Below are 25,311 nucleotides of genomic sequence, written 5' to 3' on the forward strand. Positions count from 1 at the left end.
CTGGCGTTAGGGGAACTTACAGTTCCCCCTTCCGTCTTTTGAGTGCTTAGCGCACTCAAAATCCACCTTCCCCGTAAACGGGGAAGGAAAAGAAAACGCTTTCTGAGGAGCCTTCTTATCATGATCCCCGTCAAAGGTTTTGAAGGCAAGCGCGTCGCCATTTTCGGCCTCGGCCGCTCAGGCCTTTCTGCCGCCCGCGCGCTCAAGGCCGGCGGCGCAGAGCCGTTGTTGTGGGACGACAAGCCTGCCTCGGTCATGGCCGCGACCAAGGAGCGCTTCACGGTCGAGAACCTCAAGAACACCGACTGGTCGGAAATCGACGCCTTCATGCTGTCACCGGGTGTGCCGCTGACGCACCCCGAGCCGCACTGGACCGTCCAGATGGCCAAGGCTGCTGGCGTGCCTATCCTCGGCGATATCGAGCTGTTTGCACGGACCATCGCGGCGCTTCCGGAGCGCAAGCGCCCGAAGACGGTGGCGATCACAGGCACCAACGGCAAATCGACGACAACAGCCCTGATCGGCCATATCCTCAAAGCGGCAGGCAAGGACGTCCACATCGGTGGCAATATCGGTATCGGCATTCTCGACCTGCCGTCATCGATGCACGCCGGCTCGATCTATGTCATCGAGACATCGTCTTATCAGCTTGACCTGACCCTGACTTTCAAACCCGACGTCGCGGTGCTGATGAACTTCTCGCCGGACCATCTCGACCGCCACGGCGGCATGGACGGCTATATCGCGGCTAAGAAGCGCATCTTCATGAACCAGACTGAGGCTGATGTCGCGGTCATCGGCAGCGACGACGACTACAGCACGCGCGTAATTTCCGAGATGCGCGGCGGCCATCCGGTCAAGCTGGTGCCGATCTCGTCCAAGCGCAATGTCGGTGAGGGCGTCTATGCCATCAACGGCGTGCTGTTCGACAGCTCCGAAGGCCGGGCGCGCCAGATCATCGATCTGAAGACCGTGCGGACGCTTACCGGCCGCCACAACTGGCAGAACGCCGCTGCCGCCTATGCGGCGTGCAAGGCGCTGGGTCTCGGCGCCGAAGCGATTGTTTCTGGAATGCGGTCCTTCCCGGGCCTGGCGCACCGCATGCAGGAGATCGGCCGTATCGGCAAGGTGCGCTTCATCAACGATTCCAAGGCGACCAATTCAGACGCTGCCCGACAGGCAATGTCGAGCTACGAAAAATTCTTCTGGATCGCCGGCGGCAAGGCCAAGGCCGGCGGTATCGACGAATTGCGCGATCTGTTCCCGAAGGTGAAGCACGCCTATCTTATCGGCGAAGCGGCGGAACTGTTCGAAAAGACGATCGGCAAGGCGGCGCCGTGCACCCAGTCACGCCACCTGTTTACGGCAGTTGCCCAAGCCTATGCTGCAGCGGAAAAGTCCGGCAAAGAGGAGGTCGTGCTCTTTTCGCCGGCGTGCGCCAGCTTCGACCAGTTCACCGACTTCGAAGCGCGCGGCGATGCCTTCCGCGACGCCGTCGACGAGATTTCCAAATCGGCCGCCGTATCGGGCGTCGATGTTTCGGCAAAGACCTGAGGTTTTTCGCGCATCCCCAAACCGCCGCACAGTTTTGGAGATGCGCTTTTTTTGACGCGCATCTTTTCCCAAAACCGTTTCCCACTTCTGGGGATGCGCTCTTACGGCTTTGGATAGATGCCGTGTAGCACGGCGTCGAAATGGTCCTCGATCGCCTGGGTGCAGCGGCACGATTCGCCGCGCAGTTCCTGCAGATTCCGGATCACCAGCGTGCCTCGGCGCGATTCGACGATGCCCTGTTTCCGCATTGTGCCCAGTATCCGGCTGACAAAGGTCCGCCCGACGCCCAGCATGTCGGCGAGTTGCTCCTGCGTCATGGGGATGTCCGTGCTGCCGGTGCGCTCCAGTCCCGCCAGGATCAGCTTGGCGATGCGTTGCCGGATGGTGTGTGTGGCATTGCACGCCGAGGTCTGGAAGACCTGAGCCAGCAGACAGTCCGAATACCGCGAGAACCAGTGCCTGAGGTGGATGGAATCCAGCTTGGCCTGTTCAAGCGCCGAAGTCTTGATGCGCAGAAAGGTTCCGGGAACGCGTACGACAGCGGTCGAATAGGCCGGGATGCTGCCATGTGACACGATGCCGCCGATTGCGCCTTCGCGGCCAACAAAGGCAACGTCGACCGAATGGCCGTTTGCTCCCCGGATGCAGAAACCCGCCATGGCGCTGCCACACGGAAACCACGTATCGACAACATCCTGCCCTGTATGCACAAGAATGGTTTCAGCGGACAGGTCCAGAACCATCATATGCGGCAGGAGGCGCTGACGGTCGTCTTCGTTCAGGACGGACAGCAGCATATTCTGGGAAAGATCTAGCTTGGTCGCGGCAGTCATTGATCCAGCTCAATTGTCCGCTTGTGTGCACTAATGTACAGACAAGGTGAATGAAAACTGTTACTTAGGCACACAAGGATCGATTCTCGTATCGATGTGATCTAGACTGCTGCGTCATAAGGCGGCAATGTGGCCCGGCGGCAGCTGTGTAAATTGCTGCTCTAATGTGGCTTTTTCTAAAAAGGGTAGGTTGGTGGCAGTGAATGAGACTCCGGAAACGCAGAGTGCAACCTTGCGTGTGCTGATCGTCGATGACAATGCCGCCGCTGCGCAGACCACCGGCTGGATGGTCGAGATGATGGACTGCGAATTCAGTCTGTCGCATAGTCCGCAGGATGCGTTGACCGCTGGCGGCTACGCGCCCGACATCGCGCTGCTGGACATCGGCCTTCCCGGCATGGACGGCTTCGACCTGTGCAAGGCCATGCGTGCCCTGCCGGAATTTGCCAATACAGTCTTCGTCGCCCAGACCGGCTGGGAGGGCGAAAGTTACCGTCGCCGCGCCGACGAAGCGGGCTTTCATCATTATCTCGTCAAGCCCGTCCCCTATGAGACGCTGGAAGGCGTCATTGCCGGCATTCGCGCACAGCGATAAGGCGTCAGTTAAGGCAAAATTAACCACGCTCTGGTGAATCCTGTCGGGTCTGCTTGTCAGGATCTTCTGGCAGTTTTCGCGTACCGGAGCCGCATGCCCAGCGCCTATGCCCACCCGTTCACCCGCACCGACCGGTCGCCTACCGCCATGTGGTGGTGGACACTCGATCGCGTCACCCTGTCGCTGATCCTGATCCTGCTGCTGCTGGGCTTCTTCTTCTCGTTTTCTTCGAGTCCTGTCGCCGCGCCGCATACCAGCGACTACGACGCCTTCTACTACACCAAGCGCCATTTCCTGTTCGCCGTGATGACATCGGGCCTGATGGTGGCGGTGTCGATGCTGTCGCTTCGCGGCGTGCGACGGGTCGGCCTGGTTGTCTATGCATTGGCCATTGGCGTCATGGCGCTCTTGCCGGTCGTTGGCCACTCGGCTAAGGGCGGCCAACGCTGGCTCGATCTCGGGCCGTTTGCTTTGCAGCCCTCGGAATTCCTCAAGCCCGCCCTGGTCATTCTTATCGCCTGGATGTTCTCCGAAGGCCAGAAGGGCAAGGGCGTGCCCGGTGTGACCATCGCCTTCGGGCTCTATGGCCTGGCCATCGCGCTCTTGCTCATCCAGCCCGATGTCGGCCAGTCGATCCTGATCACCGTGGCCTTCGGCGCCTGCTTCTTTATCTCGGGCGTGCCGTTCCGCTGGATCATCGGCATGCTTGGCGCGGCGGCTTCGGGCCTCGTCGCCCTGTTCTTCATCCAGCCGCACTTCCGCAATCGTATCCTCGGCTTCATCACCGAAGGCGGCGACAAGTACCAGGTCAACAGCGCCAAGGCGGCTATCGCCAATGGCGGCTTCTTCGGCCAGGGGCTAAACGAAGGCGTCATGAAGCGCCACATCCCCGACCTGCACACCGACTTCATCTACTCGGTCGTCGCTGAGGAATATGGTTTGTGGCTGACCCTGATCCTGATCGGCATCTTCGCCTTCGTGGTGGTGCGCGGCCTGGCCAAGTCGATGGCCATGCAGGACCCGTTCCGCCAGATCGCGACCTCCGGCCTCTACATCATGGTCGGCACCCAGGTGATCATCAATGTTAGCGTCAATCTGGGGCTTATACCGCCCAAGGGCATGACCCTGCCATTCATCTCGTATGGTGGCTCATCGATGCTGGCCATGGGCCTGACCATGGGCTTCATCCTGGCCCTGACGCGTAAGCGCCGCGACGAAGTGACAGAGCAGGACGACGACCCGACAAACTGGTGATGGTGCTCCGGCATTGTGCTAATCACGTCTGACTCGTTTTCCGTTTGCAGGTACTCCCTTGGTTGCCAAACTCCGCCGCAAAGCCTCTTCCTTCGCTGACAAGCCTCTGGCCATCGTCGCTGCCGGTGGTACGGGCGGGCATATGTTTCCTGCCGAAGCCTTGGCGCGTGAGCTAATCGACCGCGGCTGGGACATCGTGCTGGCATCCGATTCGCGCGGCGCCGCCTACGCCGAAAAGTTCCCGGCGAAGGAGCGGCTGTCGCTCGAGGCTGCGACCTTCAAGAACGGCGATCCGATCGGCATGATCCGCGCCGCCATCAAGATCGGTATGGGGGTGTTGCAGGCTAGAGCGGCGTTCAAGCGTCTCAAGCCGTGGGCCGTCATTGGCTTTGGCGGCTACCCGTCCTTTCCGGCACTGACGGCGGCGCTGATGCGCAAGGACGTGACGCTGATCCATGAACAGAATTCGGTACTCGGCCGTTCGAACCGTAAGCTGGCGGCCAAGGTCGATGCCGTCGCCTGCGCTTTTCCGGTGCTGCGCCTGGCGCCGCCGGAACTGGAAGGCAAGGTCCAGGTCGTCGGCAACCCGGTCCGTCCTGACATCCGTGCGCTTTTCGATCAGCCGTTTCCGCCGGTCGATAAGACGCTGACCATCCTGGTCACCGGCGGCTCGCAAGGCGCCAAGATCCTGTCCGAGACGGTGCCGAAAGCCTTGGCGCTGCTGCCCATGTCGCTGCGCATCAACCTGAAGGTCGAGCAGCAGACGCGCGCCGAACAGGTCGAACTGGCGAAAAAAATCTATGCCGACGCCGAGATCGACGCCGAAATCGCGCCCTTCTTCAACGATATGGCCGACCGCCTGGGCCGCGCGCACCTCGTCATCGGCCGGGCAGGGGCATCGACGGTGTGCGAACTGGCTGTGGCCGGCAAGCCGTCGCTGCTGATCCCGCTCAAGATTGCCGCCGACGATCACCAGACCTACAATGCCGAGGTCCTGCGCGAAGCCAAGGCGGCGGTCGTGCTTAAGGAAGATGACGTCACGGCCGAGCGGCTGTCCGCCGAAATCCGCGAGTTGATCGAAGCCGCCGAACTGCTACCGATGCGCTCCGGCGCCGCCAAGTCGGTTGCGCGGCCTGATGCGGCCAGGCAGTTGGCTGATCTCGTTGAACGCACCGTGGAGTCTGTCACGGGCAAGACTGCAAAAGAATAGCGTTTTTATAGCGCAGGCCGCATTATCCCCCCGATTCTGCTGGGAGGGATTATGGCTGCCGATCCAAAACCGACACCAAAGCGCACGACTCAAACGACGACATCCAAAACAGCTGTGGCCCATGGCTCGGCGGAAGCCGTGCCGCAGGGCCTGACCACCGGATTCATGCATCGCGTTCTGTTCGTCATGCTGGCGGTCGCGCTGGCCTGGCTGGCCCTGAAGCTCTACGGCCTCTGGTTGCTGATTTTCGGCGCTATCATTATCGCCGTCATTCTGCGCGGCATATCTGAACCGCTTATACGCTATCTCAAGCTCAATGAGACATTGGCCGTTGTCCTGGCACTGGTCGGTGTTCTGGCGCTGATCAGCCTGACAATGTATCTGTTCGGTGTCCAGATCGGCATTCAGGTCGAAACCCTGACGAAAGAATTGCCGGCTGCGTGGGCCGCTTTCCAGTCACGGCTTCACGCCATGCCGCTGGGTGACGAGGTACAGGCGCAGTTTACCGCACTGGGGCAGCAGGCGGGCGGCTTTGCCTCGAAGCTGCCGGGCATTGCCGGCAATATCCTGTCCAGCATTGCGAATATCCTGGTCGCAACGATCGCCGGCGTCATGCTGGCCATGCATCCCGGCAAGTATCGCGACGGCCTGATTTCGCTGTTCCCCAAGGACCAGCGGCCCGCCCTGCTGGAGAGCATGAACACCAGCGGTGAAGCGCTGAAGAAGTGGTTCATCGCCCAGTTCATTTCGATGGTCCTGGTCGGCGTGCTCGTCGGCGTGGGTCTGGCGATCATCGGCGTGCCGTCAGCTTTGGCGCTCGGCCTGATGGCCGGTCTGGCGCAGTTCGTGCCGGTCGTCGGTCCGGTCCTGTCCGCCGGTCCCGGCCTGCTGCTGGCGGGCGTCGGCGGCACCGAGCCTTTCCTGTGGACCCTGGCCCTCTATGTCGGCGTCTCGCAGTTGGAGAGCAATCTCCTTACGCCGATGGTGCAGAAGCAGATTTCCGAAGTGCCGATGGTCCTGACCCTGTTCGCTATCGTCGGCTTTGCCGGTCTGCTGGGGCCGATGGGCGTGCTTTATGCCATGCCGATCACGGTCATCCTGTTCTCGCTGATCAAGCGTTATCTCGATCTGCGCGAAGCAGGCGTGGCGCCGAAAAACGTAGAGTGACAGCCGCCGCAAGCTGGTCTAAAAGCCTGCGCTTTCCCTGACTTCGTAAGTGTGTCCTGCCCATGGCCTCCATCTCCAAAGTCCGTCCGACTCCGTTCGATCTCGGTCCCGTCCACTTCGTCGGCATCGGTGGCATCGGCATGAGCGGCATCGCCGAAATCATGATCAAGATCGGCTATAAGGTGCAAGGCTCGGACGCCAAGGCCTCGGCCAATACCGAGCGCCTGGAAAAGCTGGGCGCCAGGATTTTCATCGGCCACGCCACGGAACACGTCAGTGACGGCGTCTGCGCGCTGGTCTATTCGACGGCTGTCAAATCCGACAATCCGGAGATGGTCGAAGCGCGCCGTCGTCGCGTACCGCTGGTTCGCCGCGCCGAGATGCTGGCCGAACTGATGCGCTTGCAGTTTTCGATCGCCGTCGGCGGTACGCACGGCAAGACGACGACGACCTCGATGGTTGCCGCGCTGCTCGATGCCGGCGGTTTCGATCCGACCGTGGTCAATGGCGGCATCATCAACGCCTATGGCACGAATGCCAAGGTCGGCGACGGCGACTGGATCGTCGTCGAGGCCGACGAGTCGGACGGCTCGTTCCTGCGTCTGAAATCGACCCTGGCCATCGTCACCAACATCGATCCGGAACACCTTGATCACTGGGGCGACTTCGAAGCGGTCAAGAAGGGCTTCTGCGACTTTATCGAGAACATCCCCTTCTACGGTTTTGCCGCCGTCTGCATCGACCACCCGGAAGTCCAGGCCCTGTCCGCCAAGATCGACAACCGCCGCCTGATCCCTTACGGCGTCAGCCCGCAGGCCGAGGTCCGCTGCACCAATATCGAATTTGGCCCCGAAGGCGCCGTCTTCGACGTTGTCTTCTCACCGACCGGCGTTGAACCCTTCACCTGGGAAAAGCTGAAGCTGCCGATGACCGGCAACCACAATGTCTCCAACGCGACGGCCGCGATTGCGCTGGCGCGTGAGCTGGGCATCGGCGAAGACGCTGTCCGCAAGGGCCTGGGCGGTTTCGGCGGCGTCAAGCGCCGCTTTACGACGACGGGTATCGTGGGCGGAATCCGCGTCATCGACGATTATGGTCATCACCCGGTTGAAATCGCCGCCGTGCTCAAGGCGGCGCGTCAGGTCGTTGGCCAGGGCCGTGTCATCGCCGTCGTCCAGCCGCACCGCTATACGCGGCTGCGTGATCTGATGAATGAGTTCTCGTCGTGTTTCCATGACGCCGATGCAGTCATCGTCGCCGATGTTTACAGCGCCGGCGAACAGCCGATTGAAGGTGTGTCCAAGGCGGATCTGGTTGCGGGGCTTCATCGCTTCGGCCATCGCAACGCCGTGGCGCTCGACGGGCCGGCGCAACTGCCGCAACTGATTGCTGCCGAAGCCAGGGAAGGCGATCTGGTCGTCTGCCTCGGCGCCGGTGACATCACGCAGTGGGCCTATGCCCTGCCGGGGCAACTGGAAGCGCTGAAGGCGCCATGATTGCCCTGCCTTTGGTGGAGCTCTGCGAAGAGATGCATCGCTACGGCGCTATCATCGAAGCGCCGGCGATTATGATGCCGACTTGCAACCAGCCAAAGAAGGGCGGGTTGCATGTTGAACTCAGTCCGGACGGCTCCAAATACGTCGTAACGTATCAGGAAAAAGACTTAGTCGATGTCGTTGTTGAGAGTGACGATGCTGATGAAGTCCTTGAGACCATATTTTCGAATGTAACCGAGAATATGGTGCCGATATACCGGCCTGCGCGCCAGCCAATAGATTTGAAGACTTTGCAAATTCCTAAGGACGTGGAAGACCTCCGTAGAATGGCGATTTCCACGCACCTCGAAACCAGTCGCATTCAGGAAGACTTGCTCGGCAAGCTGAATCCTGTCTGGCGGCAGCGTCAAAAAGTTCGGAACGCTCAGCAACTGGAGCATATAGACGCGATGTTGGACAATGAGTGAAGTTCGCGCTGCATCTGTTTCGGGCGGCTGTCAGTGCGGAGCGGTGCGTTATGAACTGGCGGTGCCACCATCGGGCACGCACTTCTGCCATTGCCGCATGTGCCGGCGCGCCGTCGGCAATGTCTTTGCCAGTTTGACGGGCGTCTACAAGAACCAGCTAAAGTGGACGAAGGGCGAGCCGGCCTTCTACCAAAGTTCTTCGGTCGCCAAGCGTGCCTTCTGTCGCGATTGCGGTACGCCGCTGTACTTTGGCTACGACAAAGGCGAGTGGAACTGCGTGACCATCGGCTCGCTCGATCACCCGGAAGACCTGCGGCTGGAGCAGCATTACGGCGTCGAATCGAAGCTGCCCTGGCTGCAACTTTGCGACGGCATGCCAGAGGAAAGCAGCGACCCTGAGAGCGATGAACGCGCCAGGGGCCTGGTCAGTTATCAAGCGGAGACGACATGAGCTTCATCAAGACCTGGGTTGACGAATTGCCGCCGGTGCGCGGGCGTATCATGCGCGACGCGGCATTGGCGCCGTTTACCTGGTTCCGCGTCGGCGGACCGGCCGACGTCGTATTTATTCCGGAAGACATTTCCGATTTATGTGAATTCTTGAAAGCGCTCGATCCCGGCATTCCTGTGCTGGCCATTGGCGTCGGTTCAAACCTGCTGGTGCGTGACCGTGGCATCGAGGGCGTGGTGATCCGTCTCGGCAAGGGCTTTGCCGGCGTCGAAGCCCGCGACGGCGCGCAGGTCTATGCTGGCGCTGCCGCGCTCGATGCCCAGGTTGCCAAGGTGGCCGCGCAGGCCGGCATCGCGGGGCTGGAATTCTATCGTGGCGTACCCGGCACCATCGGCGGCGCTATTGTCATGAACGCCGGCTGCTATGGCGCGGAGACCAAGGACGTGCTGGTAGAGGCCTATGCTGTCACCCGCGCAGGCGAGCGTGTCACCCTGTCGAACGCCGAGATGGGCTATTCCTACCGCCACTCCGATCCCGACAACCTGATCTATGTCGGCGCGCTCTATCAGGGCACGCCGGATGACGTAGCCGCCGTGACCGAGCGTATGGAAGCCATCACTGCTCGCCGCGAACAAACCCAGCCCATCCGCGAAAAGACCGGCGGTTCGACTTTCAAGAACCCGGAGGGCAAGTCGGCCTGGCAGTGCGTCGACGAAGCCGGCTGGCGCGGGCGCATGTTCGGCGGCGCCAAGTTCTCGGAACTGCACTCCAACTTCATGATCAATGCCAATGACGCCTCCGCGGCCGATCTGGAAGGTCTGGGCGAGGCGGTGCGCGCCGACGTCAAGACCAAGCTCGGCATCGACCTGCATTGGGAAATCAAGCGGATCGGCAAGACCGCGCATTAGTTGAGTCGCGCTTTTTGTTCAAAAACCGCGTAGCATTTTTTGGAAAGCGCTTAAGGAGTCCGTGATGAAAATAGGTTTCCTGGGACTTGGAAATATGGGCGCGGCGATTGCGCCGAACCTGATCAAGGCTGGACATGAGGTTGCCGTCTGGAACCGATCTCCGGAAAAGGCTGAGGCGCTGGTTGCCAAGGGTGCGATCCATGCCGTCACGCCCGCCGACGCCAGCAAGGCAGAGGTTGTCTTCACCATGCTGGCCGACGACGCAGCCGTCGAAGGCGTGGCGGATGATATTCTGGCCAGTCTGGTCGATGGTGGTATCCATATCTCTCTGAGCACGATCAGCGTCGCACTCGCCGAAAAGCTGACGCAGGCGCACGCTGATAAGGGGCAGCACTTTGTCTCCGCGCCGGTCTTCGGCCGGCCCGCAGCCGCGGCCGAGGCGAAGCTGTTTATCGCGGCGGCGGGGGCGCCCGAGGCTATGGACCACGTCATGCCCTTGCTCAATGCGATCGGCCAGAAGGTGGAGCTGTTCGGCGACACACCGTCGGCGGCCAATCTGGTCAAGCTGGCCGGCAACTTCCTGATCATATCGGTGACCGAATCGCTCGGCGAAGCCATGGCGCTGGTGGCCAAGGGCGGTGCGGACAATACGAAGTTCCTCGACTTCCTGACCTCGACTCTCTTCGGCTCGCTGATCTACAAGAATTACGGCGCCCTGATCGCCTCACAGACTTTCGAACCGGCGGGTTTTGCCGCAGTGCTCGGCGCCAAGGATATGCGCCTGGTCGGCGCTGCCGCCGATGGTCTGGCCGTCCCGATGCCTCTGGGCGACCTGCTGCAAGACCGGCTGGCGCGACTGGTAGCCGAGGGTAGCGGCCACCTCGACCTGACGGCCCTGTCCGCGCTGGCGTTCAAGGACGCCGGCCTGAAATGAGCCTGCGCGACCTTGCCGCCAAAAAGGGGCCGCTGATCATGGGCGTGGTCAATGTCACGCCCGACAGCTTCTCCGACGGCGGCAGGTGGTTCGGCTTTCAGGCGGCGCTCGACCACGCCCGGCAACTGATCAGCGACGGCGCTGACGTTCTCGATATTGGCGGGGAATCGACCCGTCCCGGCGCGCAGCCCGTAACGCTTTCGGAAGAGATCGACCGTGTTGTGCCGCTCATCCAGGCCATCGCCAATGAATGGGATGGACCGGTCAGTATCGATTCCCTGAAACCCGAAGTGGCGGAAGAGGCTTTCAAGGCAGGGGCTTGCGTCTGGAATGACGTTACGGCTCTGACGCATAGTTCCGAATCTCTGGAAGCGGCAGCGCGTCTGAATGGCGATATCATCCTGATGCATATGCGCGGTGAGCCGCGCACCATGCAGTCCAACCCGTGGTACGAAGACGTGGTCGCCGAGGTCGAATCCTACCTGCTGGAACGCGCCGAAGTCGCCATCCGCGCCGGCGTGGCGCGCGACCGCATCTGGATCGATCCGGGCATCGGCTTCGGCAAGACGCTTGATCATAATCTGGCGCTGATCGCCGCTACAAAACGGTTGGCCAGCCATGGCTTCCCGCTGCTGATGGCAGCGTCACGCAAACGCTTTATCGCGGCACTGGAGGAGCGGGAAGGGGCCGTGGCCTCGGACGCCGAACACCGGCTGGGGGCTACGATTGCTGTGCATCTCCACGCCATCGCCAATGGTGCGCAGATGGTTCGCGTGCACGACGTCGCCGAGATGCGGCAGGCGCTAACGGTTTGGCAGGCCTTGAACTAATTCTGTTGATAGATATCGAACGCGCCGAGAAAATCCGGATTGTGTACGATGGTGCCGCAGGATAGCTGATAACGCCCCCGCTCGATCATGTTGAACGCCGCCGGCACCAGCGGCAGGAACAGTTCCTCGCCCGACTTCTTGCCGACCAGCGACAGGACAAAGCCTTCCGAGCGATTGGCGCGAACCAGCCGCCCGGCCAGGATTTCACACGACAGCATCTCGTCATTGGCGTCGATCTGGTTCAGCCGCACCAGGATCAGCGTACCGCGCATGGCCCGCAGAATCGGATGGTTCTTATCGGCGAAGGCTTCGGGCACCAGCTCGTTCCAGCGGGCGTGGGGATCGGGCTTCTGGCTCATGCGACTGCGCCTCCGCCGACATAGGCAAAGCGCGGCACCTCACCGTCGGACGTCGCGACCGTTTCGGAGAACATGCCAAGCGGCCGCACCCATAGCCGCGCGGAGCCTTCTTGCTGTTCGAGGGGGGCGTACAGGACCAGCACCTCTTCGCTTTCGGAATGGGTCACCGTGCCGAAGACCTCGTACAGCTTGTTTTTATAGTGCCGGTACAGGCCGCGCGGGATGGCGCTTTGGTAAAATGAGGTTGCCAGCGCCATGGCTGCCTCCTAAATGGACGTGAGGGGACTTGGCGCCACTATGCGCCGATTTGGGCAGCCGTGACAACGTCCCCTTGAGGATCTTCATGCATAGAGTTCTGATTATCGCCGGTTCGGATTCGGGCGGCGGCGCGGGCATCCAGGCCGACATCAAGACGGTTACCATGCTGGGCGGCTACGCCATGACGGCGATCACCGCCTTGACCGTGCAGAACACGCTTGGGGTCACTGACGTGATGGGCATCCCGCCGTCTTTTATTACGGCGCAGGCGCAGGCCTGCCTTAGCGATATCGGCGCCGATGCAATCAAAACGGGTATGCTGGCCGACATCGGAACGCTTGAGGCCGTGTCGGAAATCCTGCTGGCCAGCAGCGCCTTCAAGGTCGTCGATCCGGTCATGGTGGCCAAGGGCGGCCACGCCCTGATGCAGGAGAGCGCCATCGATGCGTTGAAGGCCCTGATGCTTCCGCACGCTGACCTGTTGACGCCCAATACACCGGAAGCGTCGGCGATCACCGGCACGGATGTCGTCGATGAAGACGGCATGCGCCGCGCCGGCGAGATGATCCTGCGCATGGGCGCCAAGGCCGTGCTGATCAAGGGCGGGCACCTGCGCGGCCCCGAAGTGGTCGATATCCTGTTCACGCGCGATGAGGAGCATCGCTTCGTCTCGCAACGCATCGACACCATCCACACCCACGGCACGGGCTGTACCCTGGCCAGCGCCTGCGCGACGCTGAACCAGCAAGGGCGGGCGCTGACGGAAACGATCGAGATGGCGCGGGACTATCTCTATGGCGCGATCGCCATGGCGCCGCACCTGGGTGAAGGCCACGGGCCGTTGCGGCATAACTGGCTTCTGTAATCTTCCAACAAAGCAAAAAGCGCAGAACCGGAGTTCCGCGCCTTTGGTTGGATTTGAAAAGACTGTTAGCCGCGGCGATTGTCGCGGTCGGCACGCTCGTAGCGAACTTCGGCGGACAGTTGATCGAGGCGGGCGTTCAGTGTCGCCTTTTCACGGCTGTCGATGCCGCGGCCGGTCCGCATATAGCCACGTGCCAGGTCGATAACGCCTTCAAGACGCGTATTAAGGCGCTTGGCTTCGCGGTAGCTGATGCGCTTGGCGTGTCGGCCATCTTCAATACGTTCTTGAATATTATCAATACGGGCTTCGATCTGGCGGTCGGCGCGACGGTCATAAGTCTGGTGATCGCTGCGGTGATCATTGCCGTGACGCGGCTGGGCGGTAGCCGACATGCCGGTCAGGGTGACGCCGACAGCGGCGACGGCGATCAGCGACTTGAGGGTGGTCTTGGTGAACATGGTCATTCTCCTTAGGTTCGGGTGTCGCTGTCATCAGCGATAATGACAGTTAAACACGGTGCCCCTGAGCCGTTCCTGAGGCCGTGGTTCATGTTCGGATCATGGACACGGCAACATTGCGGCAGAGATATTTCATCATGGAAAGCCGTAAGAAAACAATTTCTTATCCTGCTGATCCGATAAGAAAAAGGGCGCGACCCATTTCCGGATCGCGCCCTGCGGTAGTAATGTTCAACTGTTACCAGCGGCGGTCGTCGTAGCCACCGCCGCGGCGGTCATTATTGTCGTTGCGCTCGTAGCGGACTTCACGCGCCAGGCGGTCAAGACGATCGCTAAGGGCGGCGACTTCGCGGGGCGACAGGCCACGGCCCGTACGTTCTGCGCGCTTGCGCTCGGCGGAGATGCTGTCCAGGCGGCTGAACAGACGCTCAGCTTCGCGGCGGCTGATGTCGCCGCTGCGGCGGCCCATACGGATGCGATCGTAAAGGGCCTCGATGCGGCCATCCAGGCGGTATTCGGCGCGGTCGTCGCGGCGGTTGTGATCCCAGCGGTCGTTGCTGACGTGGACGATAGCAGCGCCACGGGTATCGGCAAGAGCCATGGCAGGAGCCATAATACCAGTCGCAGCGGCGGTCAGGGCGGCAATCGCAATCAGGGTCTTTTTCATGGTCGGTCTCCTTCGTACTAGTCCCGGTTATCGGGGAGATTGATTTCGCTGGTCTCTCAGCGATGAAGCCATTTAAACACCTGGCACCTGAGCCCAAGCTGAACGGTGCGGTTCATTTTCGGTTCATTTCGCGGCGGAAATTTCCGGGTGACCGTTAAGCTGAGGCGACGCCTTGCCGCACGAAAAATGCCTTGCCGCGTGCGCTTCCGTGGCGCATAGGGCAGGGGATTTTGTTACCCATCGGAGGCCTCCATGCCGCATCCCGCCAGCCCGTCCAGTTCCAAGCCGCCGCGCGCGCCGGAACGTCCGTGGTTTTCGTCGGGCCCGACGTCGAAGCGCCCTGGCTGGAGCCCGCAGGCCCTGGCCAATGCCCCGGTGGGACGCTCTAACCGCTCCAAGGCGACGGTGGGCCGGCTGAACCAGGCGCTGGAACTGACGCGGTCGATCCTGCAGATTCCTGACGACTATCAGGTCTTCATGACGCCGGGGTCCGACACCGGGGCGTTTGAAGCCGCCATGTGGAACCTCCTGGGGCCACGCAAGGTCCAGCTCTTGAGCTATGAAAGCTTCGGTCAGCTGTGGGCCGATGACGCCGTCAATCACCTGAAACTGGACGCCGAAGTGCTGTCGGCACCCTATGGCCAGTTGCCGGACCTGACGAAGATCAGCCCCGAAGCCGACATCGTCTTTCCGTGGAACGGTACGACTTCAGGTGTACGCGTGCGCGATGATTCGTTCATTCCTGAGAATCATCAGGGCTTGATCCTGTGCGATGCGACTTCAGCGGCTTTTTGTATGGAACTGCCGTGGCCGAAGCTCGACGTCGTGACCTTTTCGTTCCAGAAAGCGCTGGGCGGCGAGGCCGGCATCGGCGTGCTGGTCATGTCGCCTAAGGCTGTCGAGCGGCTGAACACCTTCGACAGCGGCCGGCCGATCCCCAAGGTTCTGCGCCTGAAGGCCAAGGGCAGCGCCGACATGAAGATTCTTGGCGGCGACGCCATCAACACCTTCTCCTTCCTGGTCATCGAGGACTATCTCGACGCCCTGCGCTGGGCCATCAACGAGGGCGGGCTCGAAGCGCTCATCCACCGCTGTGACCGCAGTTCCGCCGCCTTGGCGGAGTGGGTCGAGGCAACGGCGTGGATCGATTTTGTCGCCGAAGCCGTCGATACGCGGTCGACGACCTCGGTGTGCCTGAAGTTTTCCGCCCCTGAAATCGTCGCGCGCCCGGCCGAGGATCAAGCCAGGCTGGCTGCCAAGATCGGTGCGCTGCTTGAGGCCGAAGGCGTCGCTTACGACGTGGTTGGCTATCGCCATGCGCCGCCGGGTTTGCGCATCTGGTGCGGCTGCACGGTCGAGGTCGACGATATCGAAGCGCTGACGCCGTGGCTGGAATGGGCCTATGCCGAGGCAATGGCGGTGCTGGAGGTGGCCTAGCCTTTTTGTTTCACTTTGATGAAACTTAAGGGGTTACAAGCCGTGATTCCTGCTCTATAGGGTGCCACCGTTTGTGGTCCGCGCCTTTTTGCGCCTGTGACCGAGTACGGAGAATTCTCTTGGCAAATGTGACCGTGATCGGCGCCCAATGGGGCGACGAAGGCAAGGGCAAGCTTGTTGACTGGCTGTCCAATCGCGCCGATGTCGTCGTGCGTTTTCAGGGCGGTCATAACGCCGGTCATACCCTGGTCGTCGATGGCAAGGTCTATAAGCTGAGCCTGCTGCCGTCGGGCGTCGTCCAGGGCAAGCTGTCGATCGTGGGCAATGGCGTGGTCATCGACCCGTGGGCGCTGTTCGACGAAATCGCCCGCGTCGAGGCGCAGGGCCTGAAGATCACGCCTGAGCTGCTGGTTCTTGCCGACAATGCCTGTCTGATCCTGCCGATCCACTCCGAACTGGACATCGCGCGTGAAAACGCTGCTGGGGCCAGCAAGATCGGCACGACCGGCCGCGGTATCGGTCCGGCTTACGAAGACAAGGTTGGTCGTCGCGCCATCCGCGTCGCCGACCTGGAAGACCTGGACGCGCTCGAAGGCAAGATCGACCGCCTGTTGACGCACCACAACGCCCTGCGCCAGGGCCTGGGCCTGCCGGACGTCGATGTTGCCGCGCTGGTAGCCAAGCTGAAAGAAATGGCGCCTCGCCTGCTGCCGTTCATCAAGCCGGTGTGGTACGTGCTCGACAAGGCCAAGTCAGAAGGCAAGCGCATCCTGTTCGAAGGCGCACAAGGCGCGCTGCTCGACATCGACCACGGCACCTATCCGTTCGTCACCTCGTCCAACACCGTCGCCGGCCAGGCCGCGGCCGGCTCGGGCATGGGCCCGAAGAGCGTCGGTTACGTGCTGGGCATCCTCAAGGCCTATACGACGCGCGTCGGTTCCGGTCCGTTCCCGACCGAGCTGTTCGACGAGATCGGCCAGGGCATCGCCACGCGCGGCCATGAGTTCGGTACGGTTACCGGCCGCGCTCGCCGCGTTGGCTGGCTCGATGCCGTGCTGGCGCGCCAGTCGATCGCCATCAACGGCATCGACGGCATCGCCCTGACCAAGCTCGACATCCTCGACGGCATCGAGACGATCAAGGTCTGCGTCGGTTACAAGGTCGGCGACAAGGTGCTCGACTATCTGCCCGCCGGCTTCAAGGCGCAGCAGGGCATCGAACCGATCTATGAGGAAATGGAAGGCTGGAGCGAGAGCACGCAGGGCGCGCGCTCGTGGAAGGACCTGCCAGGCAATGCCGTGAAATATGTCCGCCGTATCGAGGAGCTGATCGGCGCGCCGGTCGCGCTTCTTTCAACCTCGCCTGAGCGAGACGACACCATTCTCATGCGAGATCCGTTTCAGGACTAAGGTAGCGGCTCACCTGGCGGGCGTTGCAATGAGAAACCTTTATGGCTTAGGGTTTGACCATTGTATCAAGCGCTCATTAACTACGCCTGATCACGCTATTTTTATCAAACCCTGCCATGCTGGACGAAGTGTTTACTGAGTCCGGGTGCCAGAGTTGCCATGATTAATCTTGATCCCCGCTTGCAAGCCAAGCTGCGCAACAGCCTGAAACGCGTCCTGATTATCGAGGGAAATCAGGCCTATGCCCGCATGCTGGCCGACATGCTGCGGGTGTTGGGGGCTGACAATATCGCCGTGGAAACGGACGATCGGCGGGCTTTGGCCCTGTGCCGCAATCTCGATCCGCAACTGATCCTGACCGAATACCGTGCCCAGAGCATCGACGGCATCGACTTCTGCAAGTCCCTGCGCCGCAGCGACCTGGCTTGCAAGACGGTACCGGTAATCATGCTCAAGGCCAATCTGACACCGGCGGAGCTGGGTGAAGCAAAAAATGCCGGCATCCACGAAATGCTGGCCAAGCCCTTTGCCTGGCAGGACCTGACCAAACGTCTGCAGAACGTTCTGTTCAAGCCGCGCGAATGGATCGCCGTGGAAACCTATACCGGTCCCGACCGTCGCAGCTTCAATGCCGGCGAGTTCAAAGGCAAGAAGAAGCGCAAGAATGAAGGCGACAACCGTATCGCCGTCGAGGAAGCCGTGCGTCTGCTCAAGGCTTCGCTCGAAGGTTTCGAAAGCGACGCGCAAGGCACGATGCAGACGATCATGACGCAGATGGCCATCATCGTCCCGGCCTGCAAGGCGATCAAGGACTCGCGCTTCCTCAATGCCGTCTCGGCCGTCATCCAGGACATCCGCGCCAAGGCGGTGTCGAAGGAGTCGCTAGCGCCGCGTGTGGCCGAAATGATGACCTGCCTTGGCCTAGCGGCGGCGGTGCCCTCAGAGGCCGAGCTAATAACCAGCGGCCGGGCAGCATAGGCATAAAAAAAAGCCGGCCTGCGAGGACCGGCTTTTTATCGTTGTGGCTGTTGTTAGGCCGGGGTCATTGCCGCGTTGGCGCTCACCATGGCCTTCTGCAGTTTTTCGAAGGCGCGAACCTCGATCTGGCGGACGCGTTCACGCGACACGCCGAAACGTTCCGCCAGGTCTTCCAACGTCGTCGGATTGTCCTTCAGGCGGCGCTCGGTCAGGATTTCCTTTTCGCGCGCGTTCAGTTCACCCATGGCGGCCTTCATCAGGGTCATGCGCTGGTCGTACTCTTCGTTGTCGGCCAGCACGGTTTCCTGCGACAACTGCTTGTCGTCGACCAGCCAGTCCTGCCATTCCGATTCGCCTTCCGAAGCACGCAGTGGCGCGTTCAGCGACGAGTCGGCCGAAGACATGCGGCGGTTCATGTTGACGACGTCCTGTTCAGATACGCCCAGCTTGGTGGCGATCTGTTCGACGTGCTCCTGGCGCAGGTCGCCTTCTTCCAGCGCCGAGATTTCGGACTTCACCTTGCGCAGGTTGAAGAACAGCTTCTTCTGCGCGGCGGTGGTGCCCATCTTGACCAGCGACCACGACCGCAGGACGTATTCCTGGATCGAAGCCTTGATCCACCACATGGCGTAGGTCGCCAGGCGGAAGCCGCGGTCCGGATCGAACTTCTTTACGGCCTGCATCAGGCCGACATTGCCTTCGGAGATGACTTCGCCGACCGGCAATCCGTAGCCGCGATAGCCCATGGCGATCTTGGCGACCAGGCGCAGGTGCGAGGTGACCAGGCGGTGGGCCGCCTTGGGATCCTGGTGTTCCTGCCAGCTCTTGGCCAGCATGAACTCTTCGTCCTTGGCCAGCATCGGGAACTTGCGGATTTCCGACAGATAGCGGTTCAGGCCGCCGTCCGGCGACATAGCCGGCATATTGGCGGACGAAAAGTTGCTTACAGCTAAAGACGTGCTCATCTGCGTTTCGCTTTCTTGTCGGGATTCCGGTTCACCCAGCCCAGGGCGATCGGAAAAAGGAGACGTGTCGGTCATGAGCAGGTGCCTTCGACTGCGAGGGGGAGCGCAGGAGGCGACCATGCTCATGGCCGGCAACAGCACTCGATGTGGGTACGCGTTTTAGAAATAAAAGAGGGGTAAACGCGGATTTTGTGCGATTTCGCAAATTTATTTGCGAGTCCGCATTAAATTACGGTAATCTACCCGGGCGCCTATTGTGCCTGTTACGCTCCAGCCGTGGCAACAGATGCGGCATCACACTTAAGTGAGTGCAGCGCACAATAATGTCGGCAGTGGGCGTGGCTTCGGGATTGCCAACTTATATCTCAGAAATCCGTCCGCAATATGTCGACCAGGGTCTGCATGTCTTCGGGCAGGCCTGCCTTGAACCGCAGTTTCTCGCCGGTGACCGGGTGGACGAAGCCCAGCACGGCCGCATGCAGTGCCTGGCGGTCGAAGCCGATGTCCGACAGCAGGGCCTGGACGTCGCGGGAAGCGGCGCCGGAACCATAGACGGGGTCGCCCAGGCACGGACAGCCGATATGGGCCATGTGGACGCGGATCTGGTGCGTACGGCCGGTTTCCAGGCGGCATTTGATCAGCGAGGCTACCGGCTTGCCGTGCCCGTAGATTTCCTGGACTTCATAGTGGGTAACCGCCTCACGGCCACCCGTGCCGCGCAGGACCGCCATCTTCTTGCGGTCGCCGTTCGACCGGCCAATGCGCGTGGTGACCGTGTCTTCGACCTTGCGCGGCGTGCCGCGAACGACGGTGCGGTATTCGCGGTCGATGTCGTGCTTGGCGAACAGGGCCGACAGCCCCCTGTGCGCGGCATCCGACTTGGCGGCGACCATGACGCCCGACGTGTCCTTGTCGAGGCGGTGGACGATACCGGGGCGCAGCACGCCGCCTATACCGGCCAGGCTGTTGCCGCAGTGATGCAGAAGGGCATTGACCAGGGTGCCATCGGGAATGCCGGCGCCGGGGTGAACCGACATGCCGGCGGCCTTGTTGATGACGATGAGGTGCGCATCCTCATAAAGGATGTCGAGGGGAATATCCTGCGCCAGGGGCACGGCATCGACCGGAGCGGGGACGAACAGGCTGTACGCGCCGGCCTTGGCCTTGTGCTTGCCATCGGCGACGACCGCGCCCTCGAAGCTCAGCCGGCCTTCCGCGATCAGGGCCTGGAGGCGGGCGCGCGACAATTCCGGAAAGTGCGCGGTCAGGACGCGATCCAGCCGGTCGCCGGCCTCATCCGCCGGCACTTCGGCCGTCAGCCATTCGCCATTGTCTTCGGCGTCGTCAATATCGATGTCGTCTTCACTCATCGCTGCCTGATAAGCAATAAAGCGATGAAAGCCAAGCTATTGCTCAGAAGTTAGCTCAGAATTGATTATGCCTATGCGGGTATAGCCTGCGTCCTGCAAGATTTTGAGGACCACCACAAAACCCTCGTAGGACACGCCGGGATTTGGCTTGATCAGAATACGCACGTCTTCAGGCTTTCGATCTCCCAATTCTGCTTTCAGGTTCCCAAGGAGCTTCTCCGGCGTAGTGATCTTTTCACCGAGCTTGATCTCACGCGCCGAGATCATTTCCAGAAACACGATGTCGGAAGCAACGCTGCTGTTGGCCTCTTCCAGCCGCACAGTTGTGGGGGAACCCGGAACATCGCAGCCTGACAGGACCAAAGCGGCGGCAATGACCATCAGGCTGCGAAGACGCATTACTCCATATCCTCGTTGACCAGGGCGACCTTGGTGTAGCCTGATTGTTTCAGCGCGTTCAGAACACTGAGGAAGTCCTCATAGGCGATGTCCTTGTCGCCCCGTACCAGTACGCGCTCCGCATGCGGGTCTTGTGACCGCAGGGCGGCGCGCAGATCGGCGTCCATCTGCGCCAGCGAGGTGCGGTTGCCGGCGATATAGATCTCGCCCGGCCCCATGACCGAGATGAAGACGGGATCCTTGCCCGCCTGTCTGCCATCGGCAGGCGGCATGTCGATCTTGATCGCCGTCGTCGCCGTCGGGATCGACACCATGAAGATGATCAAGAGCACCAGCATGATGTCGACGAACGGCGTGACATTGATCTCGGAGTTTTGGGTTACGGTATAGCGGCTTGCGCCGCCGCTTCCACTGAGCCTTGCGCCCATTGGATGTTTCCTTTCCTGATAAAGGCACGTGTGGAAAGGTTTCGGCGCCTCCCCACAGCGTGCGACTGCCGCGTCGGGTGCGGCAAAGGCAGCATGACACCGTTATTTGCTTTGCGCAACTGAGTACGCCGTGCCTATTGACATATGTGTCAAAAGTGATATCACTTTGATATATATTTCGGAGGGCTGGACCATGGATGAAGAAAACAAACCGTTGAGTGCGCTCGTGGCGCAGGGCTGGGAGATTATCAACTACTCCAGTTCAAGTGAGGGGGGATATATCACGCACAGCGTACTGCTCCGCCGGCAGAAGCAACACCGTATCCTGAACATTCGCCCCAAGGTGATGGGGCAGGGGTGTGTCGTGAAAGAGATGGAGGTCTAGATGGGAACGCTTGCTGTGAATGATCAAACCATCAACCGGACCCAGGAGGTCGGTAGTGTCGGCAGCGGCGGCGGGATGTGGCTGCTGATGCCGTTGATTACAATTGGTGCGGCTATTGCCGGTCCAATCCTGCTTGGAAAGGCGGGTATCCTGATCACCGTTCTTATGGCGATTACGACCGTGCTGATTCTGTGCGGCTTCTACGCCATCCAGCCCAACCAGGCGGTCGCTGTCATCCTGTTCGGCAATTACAAGGGCACGGACCGGACGACCGGCCTGCGCTGGGTGCCGTTCTGGTATGAGCGCAAGAAGGTGTCCTTGCGGGTGCGCAACGTCACGAGCGAGGCTTTGAAGGTCAATGACCAACGCGGCAACCCGATCGAAATCGCTGCCAATGTCGTGTGGCGGGTTTCCGACACGGCGCGTGCGCTCTTCGATGTCGATGACTATGCCGCCTTCATCAATATCCAGATCGAGACTGCGCTGCGCGAAACGGCAAGGCAATATGCCTACGATCACGGCGAAGAGGGGGAGCCTACCTTACGCGACGACGCCGAAATAGTCGGCGAGCGCCTGAAGCGCGACCTGCAGGCGCGGGCCGATGTGGCGGGCATTGCGATCGATGAAACCCACCTGATGCACCTGGCCTACGCGCCGGAAATCGCCGGCTCGATGCTCAAGCGTCAGCAGGCCGAAGCCGTCATTGCCGCCCGCCAGAAGATCGTCGCCGGCGCCGTCGGCATGGTCGAGATGGCACTGGAGCAGTTGTCGAGCCGCGGCGTTGTCGATCTCGACGAGGAGCGCAAGGCGGCGATGGTGTCGAACCTGCTGGTGGTGCTGTGCGCTGATCGTGAGGCCCAGCCGGTCGTCAATACCGGCACGCTGTACGGCTGATGGCGTCGCCCGGCAAGAAGTCCTTCCTGCTCCGGGTGCCGCCCGAACTGATGGAGGCGGTCGAACGCCTGGCCGCCACCGAACTGCGCTCGACCAATTCACAACTCGAAGTCTTGATCCGCGAGGCCATGGCGAAACGGGGAATCAGGGTCGATATTGCCAGACGAAGGCGCGAAGACCCGGAGGATTAGTCTCCTGACGAAGCGATCACGAAATAATCACGCGTTTGTGATATTGCCGTGAAAATGCCGTGATCTCGGCGCGACATGACGCGGCAGGTCGATTGGGCCTGCCTCGTCAAATGGGAGAGAGACCATGTCGCGTCGTTATTCTGTATGCGTTGCCCTGGCTGTGCTTTGCGTTTCTGTGAACCTGGCGGCCTGTTCGCCAAAGGCGGCCGAAGAAGCCGTCTTGCACGAAGAGGCCGCGCCGGCGGTCGAGGCCGTCACTGATACGGCGGGGCCATCCACGCGCGTCGATCCGGCCAGCCTGCCGCAACTGGCCTATGACTACAGTTTCGACCTGAGTGCGCCGGACAAGCAACTGAATGGCATGGTCGAAGGTCATCAGGAGGCCTGCACGGTCGCTGGCCCGGCGGTTTGCCAGATACTGTCGCTTGACACCGAAAGTGGCCGTTCGGGCGAGGCGGCGCGCCATACCCTGGTGCTGCGGGCGTCACCGCAGTGGATCGGCCTGTTCCGCAAGACCCTGGCGAATGAGCTCAAGGCGATCGGCGGCAAGATCGAGCATCAGTCGATTGCCACCGAGGATCTCAGCCTGTCGATCATCGACCAGGAGGCGCACATCAACAACCAGGTTGCCTTGCGTGACAACCTTCAGGCGACGCTGCGCACCCATAAGGGCAAGATGTCTGAGGTCATTGACCTGAAACAGGAACTGGCCTCGATCCAGTCCGATATCGACGCCGGGCGTACGGCGGTGGCCACGATGAAGAAGCGCGTGGCCATGTCAAAACTGACCCTGACCTATACGACGGCGACGGCCGCAGCCTCACGCGGCACCTGGGCGCCCCTGACCGAGGCAGTCAGCGGTATCGGACCCAATTTCGTCTCCGTTCTGACCATCATGGTAACGGTGTTCAGCTATCTGGCGCCGCTGGGTCTGGTGATTGTGCCATTGGTCTGGTGGTTGCGCCGTCAACGCAAGTCAGCCAAGGCGCGTCCTGCCGAGCAGGTCTAAGCGCGCACCCTGGTGATAGCGCCGGTGGTCATCGAAAACGTCACCGGCCTGATTCTCGCATAAAAAACCCCGGCAGGAGACCCTGCCGGGGTTTTGAATTCCGTATCCGGAAAATCTTAGTCCATGTCTTCGTTGATCAGACCGACCTTGGTGAAGCCGTTCTGTTGCAGCGTGTTCAGGACCGAAACGAAGTCACCGTATTCGATGTCCTTGTCGCCGCGGATCAGGACGCGCTCTTCATAAGGCGTCGGCGATTGCAGGGCGGCCAGGACGGCGTCAGGCAGTTGTTCCAGCGTGACCTTGTTCGGGCCAACATAGATGTCTTCCTTGCCCATAACCGAGATGAAGATCGGATCCTTCTTCTTTTCGGCCGTAGGAGGTGCCTTCGCCGGCGGCAGGTCGAGCTTGATCGACACGGTCGCGGTCGGGATGGACACCATGAAGATGATGAGGAGCACGAGCATGACGTCCACGAACGGCGTCACGTTGATGTCCGAATTCTGCGTAACGGTATAACGACCGCCACCACCACCACCGAGCTTTGCGCCCATATGTCAACTCCCTCTGATACGCCCAGGCCTGCGTCGGGAGCAGGCGGCGTTAAGAAATTATGCCATCGGCCGTGAGGACACGCAACAAATCGCATCCTTACAAAACCGTTAGGAACGATTTAGGCCAAATCCTCGCCCGTTGTAAAGGCTAAAGCCGTTGAAAAGCAGCCATAAGGGATAGAGATTAAGATATTTCAAAAAGCCGTCATGAAACGACACCGCGCGGCAGGCGAGTTGCCGGCCGCGCGGTCGCGTCAGGGATGTAGCGGGCTTTGGAGCCTATTTATGGGCCAGCTTGAGGAATCGGTCCTGCAGCGACGGATCGGTCTTGAAGACGCCAGTGAAGCGCGTGGTGATCGTCGTGACGTGCTTGTGGTGGACGCCGCGTGTCGACATGCACTGGTGTTCGGCATCGATCAGGACGGCCACGCCCAGCGGCGCCAGCGAGGTTTCGATGGCGTCGGCGATCTGCTTGGTCATCGTTTCCTGCGTCTGGAGACGCTTGGCGAAGATTTCGACGACGCGGGCGATCTTGGAGATGCCGACCACCTTGTCGGTCGGCATATAGGCGACATATGCCTTGCCGAGGAAGGGCGCCATATGGTGTTCGCAATGCGATTCGACGTCGATTTCACGCAGCAGGACCATATCGTCATAGCCCTGGACGTCTTCGAAGGTCCGCGACAGCTCCTTGGCCGGATCGGCCGTATAGCCCTGGAACCATTCGTCATACGCTTCGACGACGCGCTTCGGCGTATCGAGCAGGCCCTCGCGGTCCGGATTGTCGCCCGCCCAGGCCAACAGGGTGCGCACGGCAGCCATGGCGTCTTCCTTGCTGGGGCGGTTGGTAAAGGTGGTGATGCTCTTCGGACGCGAGCTGTTGAGCAGATTTTCTGCCGAGACCGGATCGAGGCTGTCCATATTCAATATATAATCCCCAGAGGGCCGAGTAGCGCCGGAACGACGGTTCCGGAAATGACGCGTGGCAT

The 25,311-nt window shown here is 61.0% G+C and carries 30 protein-coding genes; 19 read left to right on the forward strand and 11 right to left on the reverse strand.

Going from position 1 to position 25,311, the window contains the following annotated elements:
- Positions 1 to 120: 120 nt before the first annotated feature.
- Complete coding sequence (murD, locus tag AC1DON_RS01535; protein ID WP_476932967.1) at positions 121 to 1,554, forward strand: UDP-N-acetylmuramoyl-L-alanine--D-glutamate ligase; 1,434 nt, start codon at positions 121 to 123, stop codon at positions 1,552 to 1,554.
- Positions 1,555 to 1,655: 101 nt separating this feature from the next.
- Here the strand turns inward: murD and AC1DON_RS01540 are convergent, their stop codons facing one another.
- Positions 1,656 to 2,387, reverse strand: coding sequence for a Crp/Fnr family transcriptional regulator (locus tag AC1DON_RS01540; protein ID WP_476932968.1), 732 nt, complete (start codon positions 2,385 to 2,387; stop codon positions 1,656 to 1,658).
- A gap of 193 nt (positions 2,388 to 2,580) precedes the next feature.
- Between AC1DON_RS01540 and AC1DON_RS01545 the strand changes: the two genes are divergently transcribed.
- The 10 genes from AC1DON_RS01545 (at position 2,581) to folP (ending at position 11,699) form a co-directional block, all read left to right on the forward strand.
- The gene (locus tag AC1DON_RS01545) at positions 2,581 to 2,982 is read left to right on the forward strand and encodes a response regulator (RefSeq protein ID WP_476932969.1); all 402 of its coding nucleotides are present in this window, start codon (positions 2,581 to 2,583) and stop codon (positions 2,980 to 2,982) included.
- Between the two features lie 93 nt (positions 2,983 to 3,075).
- Positions 3,076 to 4,236, forward strand: coding sequence for an FtsW/RodA/SpoVE family cell cycle protein (locus AC1DON_RS01550; RefSeq protein WP_476932970.1), 1,161 nt, complete (start codon positions 3,076 to 3,078; stop codon positions 4,234 to 4,236).
- A 142-nt stretch (positions 4,237 to 4,378) separates the two neighbouring features.
- Positions 4,379 to 5,446, forward strand: coding sequence for an undecaprenyldiphospho-muramoylpentapeptide beta-N-acetylglucosaminyltransferase (murG, locus tag AC1DON_RS01555; protein ID WP_476933467.1), 1,068 nt, complete (start codon positions 4,379 to 4,381; stop codon positions 5,444 to 5,446).
- A gap of 51 nt (positions 5,447 to 5,497) precedes the next feature.
- A complete protein-coding gene (locus AC1DON_RS01560; RefSeq protein WP_476932971.1) occupies positions 5,498 to 6,613 on the forward strand; it encodes an AI-2E family transporter in 1,116 nt (371 codons plus the stop codon).
- A gap of 62 nt (positions 6,614 to 6,675) precedes the next feature.
- Complete coding sequence (gene murC / locus AC1DON_RS01565; RefSeq protein WP_476932972.1) at positions 6,676 to 8,109, forward strand: UDP-N-acetylmuramate--L-alanine ligase; 1,434 nt, start codon at positions 6,676 to 6,678, stop codon at positions 8,107 to 8,109.
- Positions 8,106 to 8,576: a hypothetical protein gene (locus AC1DON_RS01570; protein WP_476932973.1), complete on the forward strand. Its 471-nt coding sequence runs from the start codon at positions 8,106 to 8,108 to the stop codon at positions 8,574 to 8,576. The genes murC and AC1DON_RS01570 overlap by 4 nt, the downstream gene beginning before the upstream one ends.
- Positions 8,569 to 9,027 (forward strand): GFA family protein, encoded by a 459-nt coding sequence (locus tag AC1DON_RS01575; RefSeq protein WP_476932974.1) that lies wholly within the window; start codon positions 8,569 to 8,571, stop codon positions 9,025 to 9,027. The genes AC1DON_RS01570 and AC1DON_RS01575 overlap by 8 nt, the downstream gene beginning before the upstream one ends.
- Positions 9,024 to 9,935 carry a UDP-N-acetylmuramate dehydrogenase gene (gene murB, locus AC1DON_RS01580; protein ID WP_476932975.1) on the forward strand — a complete coding sequence of 304 codons (912 nt, stop codon included), beginning with the start codon at positions 9,024 to 9,026 and terminating at the stop codon, positions 9,933 to 9,935. Before AC1DON_RS01575 ends, murB begins: the two co-directional genes overlap by 4 nt.
- A gap of 64 nt (positions 9,936 to 9,999) precedes the next feature.
- Complete coding sequence (locus AC1DON_RS01585; RefSeq protein WP_476932976.1) at positions 10,000 to 10,869, forward strand: NAD(P)-dependent oxidoreductase; 870 nt, start codon at positions 10,000 to 10,002, stop codon at positions 10,867 to 10,869.
- Positions 10,866 to 11,699: a dihydropteroate synthase gene (gene folP / locus AC1DON_RS01590; protein ID WP_476932977.1), complete on the forward strand. Its 834-nt coding sequence runs from the start codon at positions 10,866 to 10,868 to the stop codon at positions 11,697 to 11,699. Before AC1DON_RS01585 ends, folP begins: the two co-directional genes overlap by 4 nt.
- Here the strand turns inward: folP and AC1DON_RS01595 are convergent.
- Entirely contained in the window at positions 11,696 to 12,058 is a 363-nt protein-coding gene (locus AC1DON_RS01595) for a hypothetical protein (RefSeq protein WP_476932978.1), read from the reverse strand. The two genes, folP and AC1DON_RS01595, sit on opposite strands and share 4 nt — an antisense overlap.
- Positions 12,055 to 12,315, reverse strand: coding sequence for a DUF1653 domain-containing protein (locus AC1DON_RS01600; protein ID WP_476932979.1), 261 nt, complete (start codon positions 12,313 to 12,315; stop codon positions 12,055 to 12,057). Before AC1DON_RS01600 ends, AC1DON_RS01595 begins: the two co-directional genes overlap by 4 nt.
- Before the next feature lie 86 nt (positions 12,316 to 12,401).
- Between AC1DON_RS01600 and thiD the strand changes: the two genes are divergently transcribed.
- Positions 12,402 to 13,181 (forward strand): bifunctional hydroxymethylpyrimidine kinase/phosphomethylpyrimidine kinase, encoded by a 780-nt coding sequence (gene thiD, locus AC1DON_RS01605; RefSeq protein ID WP_476932980.1) that lies wholly within the window; start codon positions 12,402 to 12,404, stop codon positions 13,179 to 13,181.
- Positions 13,182 to 13,246: 65 nt separating this feature from the next.
- On the opposite strand, the gene AC1DON_RS01610 is transcribed toward thiD, so the two are convergent.
- Both AC1DON_RS01610 and AC1DON_RS01615 read right to left on the reverse strand, forming a co-directional pair.
- On the reverse strand, positions 13,247 to 13,639 hold the full coding sequence (locus AC1DON_RS01610; RefSeq protein ID WP_476932981.1) for a hypothetical protein: 393 nt from the start codon (positions 13,637 to 13,639) through the stop codon (positions 13,247 to 13,249).
- Between the two features lie 238 nt (positions 13,640 to 13,877).
- Positions 13,878 to 14,306, reverse strand: a complete 429-nt coding sequence (locus AC1DON_RS01615) for a hypothetical protein (RefSeq protein WP_476932982.1) — start codon at positions 14,304 to 14,306, stop codon at positions 13,878 to 13,880.
- 252 nt (positions 14,307 to 14,558) lie between these two features.
- On the opposite strand from AC1DON_RS01615, the gene AC1DON_RS01620 reads away from it, so the two are divergent.
- From AC1DON_RS01620 to AC1DON_RS01630, 3 genes are all read left to right on the forward strand, one after another.
- Positions 14,559 to 15,743, forward strand: coding sequence for a phosphoserine transaminase (locus AC1DON_RS01620; protein ID WP_476932983.1), 1,185 nt, complete (start codon positions 14,559 to 14,561; stop codon positions 15,741 to 15,743).
- A gap of 119 nt (positions 15,744 to 15,862) precedes the next feature.
- Positions 15,863 to 17,152, forward strand: a complete 1,290-nt coding sequence (locus tag AC1DON_RS01625) for an adenylosuccinate synthase (RefSeq protein WP_476932984.1) — start codon at positions 15,863 to 15,865, stop codon at positions 17,150 to 17,152.
- 159 nt (positions 17,153 to 17,311) lie between these two features.
- Positions 17,312 to 18,130 carry a response regulator gene (locus tag AC1DON_RS01630; protein WP_476932985.1) on the forward strand — a complete coding sequence of 273 codons (819 nt, stop codon included), beginning with the start codon at positions 17,312 to 17,314 and terminating at the stop codon, positions 18,128 to 18,130.
- A gap of 53 nt (positions 18,131 to 18,183) precedes the next feature.
- On the opposite strand, the gene rpoH is transcribed toward AC1DON_RS01630, so the two are convergent.
- The 4 genes from rpoH to AC1DON_RS01650 all read right to left on the reverse strand — a co-directional run bounded on the left by rpoH (position 18,184) and on the right by AC1DON_RS01650 (position 21,292).
- Positions 18,184 to 19,053, reverse strand: a complete 870-nt coding sequence (gene rpoH, locus AC1DON_RS01635) for an RNA polymerase sigma factor RpoH (protein WP_476933468.1) — start codon at positions 19,051 to 19,053, stop codon at positions 18,184 to 18,186.
- Between the two features lie 407 nt (positions 19,054 to 19,460).
- Positions 19,461 to 20,465: an RluA family pseudouridine synthase gene (locus AC1DON_RS01640; RefSeq protein ID WP_476932986.1), complete on the reverse strand. Its 1,005-nt coding sequence runs from the start codon at positions 20,463 to 20,465 to the stop codon at positions 19,461 to 19,463.
- Between the two features lie 36 nt (positions 20,466 to 20,501).
- Positions 20,502 to 20,864, reverse strand: coding sequence for an ExbD/TolR family protein (locus AC1DON_RS01645; RefSeq protein WP_476932987.1), 363 nt, complete (start codon positions 20,862 to 20,864; stop codon positions 20,502 to 20,504).
- Positions 20,864 to 21,292: a biopolymer transporter ExbD gene (locus AC1DON_RS01650; RefSeq protein WP_476932988.1), complete on the reverse strand. Its 429-nt coding sequence runs from the start codon at positions 21,290 to 21,292 to the stop codon at positions 20,864 to 20,866. Before AC1DON_RS01650 ends, AC1DON_RS01645 begins: the two co-directional genes overlap by 1 nt.
- A gap of 193 nt (positions 21,293 to 21,485) precedes the next feature.
- On the opposite strand from AC1DON_RS01650, the gene AC1DON_RS01655 reads away from it, so the two are divergent.
- The 4 genes from AC1DON_RS01655 (at position 21,486) to AC1DON_RS01670 (ending at position 23,771) form a co-directional block, all read left to right on the forward strand.
- Positions 21,486 to 21,677 (forward strand): hypothetical protein, encoded by a 192-nt coding sequence (locus tag AC1DON_RS01655; protein WP_476932989.1) that lies wholly within the window; start codon positions 21,486 to 21,488, stop codon positions 21,675 to 21,677.
- Positions 21,678 to 22,571, forward strand: coding sequence for an SPFH domain-containing protein (locus tag AC1DON_RS01660; RefSeq protein ID WP_476932990.1), 894 nt, complete (start codon positions 21,678 to 21,680; stop codon positions 22,569 to 22,571).
- Positions 22,571 to 22,762 (forward strand): type II toxin-antitoxin system antitoxin, encoded by a 192-nt coding sequence (locus tag AC1DON_RS01665; RefSeq protein WP_476932991.1) that lies wholly within the window; start codon positions 22,571 to 22,573, stop codon positions 22,760 to 22,762. Before AC1DON_RS01660 ends, AC1DON_RS01665 begins: the two co-directional genes overlap by 1 nt.
- Before the next feature lie 124 nt (positions 22,763 to 22,886).
- Complete coding sequence (locus AC1DON_RS01670; protein WP_476932992.1) at positions 22,887 to 23,771, forward strand: DUF4349 domain-containing protein; 885 nt, start codon at positions 22,887 to 22,889, stop codon at positions 23,769 to 23,771.
- A 116-nt stretch (positions 23,772 to 23,887) separates the two neighbouring features.
- Here the strand turns inward: AC1DON_RS01670 and AC1DON_RS01675 are convergent, their stop codons facing one another.
- Positions 23,888 to 24,322: an ExbD/TolR family protein gene (locus AC1DON_RS01675; protein ID WP_476932993.1), complete on the reverse strand. Its 435-nt coding sequence runs from the start codon at positions 24,320 to 24,322 to the stop codon at positions 23,888 to 23,890.
- A 279-nt stretch (positions 24,323 to 24,601) separates the two neighbouring features.
- Positions 24,602 to 25,243: a GTP cyclohydrolase I FolE gene (gene folE / locus AC1DON_RS01680; protein WP_476933469.1), complete on the reverse strand. Its 642-nt coding sequence runs from the start codon at positions 25,241 to 25,243 to the stop codon at positions 24,602 to 24,604.
- Between the last annotated feature and the right edge of the window lie 68 nt (positions 25,244 to 25,311).

The organism is Asticcacaulis sp. P4_H10 (assembly GCF_056400965.1).

Coding starts and splice junctions, on each gene's coding strand:
- AC1DON_RS01620 (WP_476932983.1), top strand. CDS start 14,559: ATGCCGCATCCCGCCAGCCCGTCCAGTTCCAAGCCGCCGCGCGCGCCG.
- AC1DON_RS01585 (WP_476932976.1), top strand. CDS start 10,000: ATGAAAATAGGTTTCCTGGGACTTGGAAATATGGGCGCGGCGATTGCG.
- AC1DON_RS01670 (WP_476932992.1), top strand. CDS start 22,887: ATGTCGCGTCGTTATTCTGTATGCGTTGCCCTGGCTGTGCTTTGCGTT.
- murC (WP_476932972.1), top strand. CDS start 6,676: ATGGCCTCCATCTCCAAAGTCCGTCCGACTCCGTTCGATCTCGGTCCC.
- AC1DON_RS01675 (WP_476932993.1), bottom strand. CDS start 24,322: ATGGGCGCAAAGCTCGGTGGTGGTGGTGGCGGTCGTTATACCGTTACG.
- AC1DON_RS01650 (WP_476932988.1), bottom strand. CDS start 21,292: ATGGGCGCAAGGCTCAGTGGAAGCGGCGGCGCAAGCCGCTATACCGTA.
- thiD (WP_476932980.1), top strand. CDS start 12,402: ATGCATAGAGTTCTGATTATCGCCGGTTCGGATTCGGGCGGCGGCGCG.
- AC1DON_RS01660 (WP_476932990.1), top strand. CDS start 21,678: ATGGGAACGCTTGCTGTGAATGATCAAACCATCAACCGGACCCAGGAG.
- AC1DON_RS01595 (WP_476932978.1), bottom strand. CDS start 12,058: ATGAGCCAGAAGCCCGATCCCCACGCCCGCTGGAACGAGCTGGTGCCC.
- AC1DON_RS01665 (WP_476932991.1), top strand. CDS start 22,571: ATGGCGTCGCCCGGCAAGAAGTCCTTCCTGCTCCGGGTGCCGCCCGAA.
- murB (WP_476932975.1), top strand. CDS start 9,024: ATGAGCTTCATCAAGACCTGGGTTGACGAATTGCCGCCGGTGCGCGGG.
- AC1DON_RS01645 (WP_476932987.1), bottom strand. CDS start 20,864: ATGCGTCTTCGCAGCCTGATGGTCATTGCCGCCGCTTTGGTCCTGTCA.
- AC1DON_RS01630 (WP_476932985.1), top strand. CDS start 17,312: ATGATTAATCTTGATCCCCGCTTGCAAGCCAAGCTGCGCAACAGCCTG.
- AC1DON_RS01615 (WP_476932982.1), bottom strand. CDS start 14,306: ATGAAAAAGACCCTGATTGCGATTGCCGCCCTGACCGCCGCTGCGACT.
- murG (WP_476933467.1), top strand. CDS start 4,379: ATGTTTCCTGCCGAAGCCTTGGCGCGTGAGCTAATCGACCGCGGCTGG.
- AC1DON_RS01550 (WP_476932970.1), top strand. CDS start 3,076: ATGCCCAGCGCCTATGCCCACCCGTTCACCCGCACCGACCGGTCGCCT.
- AC1DON_RS01640 (WP_476932986.1), bottom strand. CDS start 20,465: ATGAGTGAAGACGACATCGATATTGACGACGCCGAAGACAATGGCGAA.
- folE (WP_476933469.1), bottom strand. CDS start 25,243: ATGGACAGCCTCGATCCGGTCTCGGCAGAAAATCTGCTCAACAGCTCG.
- murD (WP_476932967.1), top strand. CDS start 121: ATGATCCCCGTCAAAGGTTTTGAAGGCAAGCGCGTCGCCATTTTCGGC.
- AC1DON_RS01655 (WP_476932989.1), top strand. CDS start 21,486: ATGGATGAAGAAAACAAACCGTTGAGTGCGCTCGTGGCGCAGGGCTGG.
- AC1DON_RS01570 (WP_476932973.1), top strand. CDS start 8,106: ATGATTGCCCTGCCTTTGGTGGAGCTCTGCGAAGAGATGCATCGCTAC.
- AC1DON_RS01600 (WP_476932979.1), bottom strand. CDS start 12,315: ATGGCGCTGGCAACCTCATTTTACCAAAGCGCCATCCCGCGCGGCCTG.
- AC1DON_RS01610 (WP_476932981.1), bottom strand. CDS start 13,639: ATGTTCACCAAGACCACCCTCAAGTCGCTGATCGCCGTCGCCGCTGTC.
- AC1DON_RS01560 (WP_476932971.1), top strand. CDS start 5,498: ATGGCTGCCGATCCAAAACCGACACCAAAGCGCACGACTCAAACGACG.
- folP (WP_476932977.1), top strand. CDS start 10,866: ATGAGCCTGCGCGACCTTGCCGCCAAAAAGGGGCCGCTGATCATGGGC.
- rpoH (WP_476933468.1), bottom strand. CDS start 19,053: ATGCCGGCTATGTCGCCGGACGGCGGCCTGAACCGCTATCTGTCGGAA.
- AC1DON_RS01540 (WP_476932968.1), bottom strand. CDS start 2,387: ATGACTGCCGCGACCAAGCTAGATCTTTCCCAGAATATGCTGCTGTCC.
- AC1DON_RS01575 (WP_476932974.1), top strand. CDS start 8,569: ATGAGTGAAGTTCGCGCTGCATCTGTTTCGGGCGGCTGTCAGTGCGGA.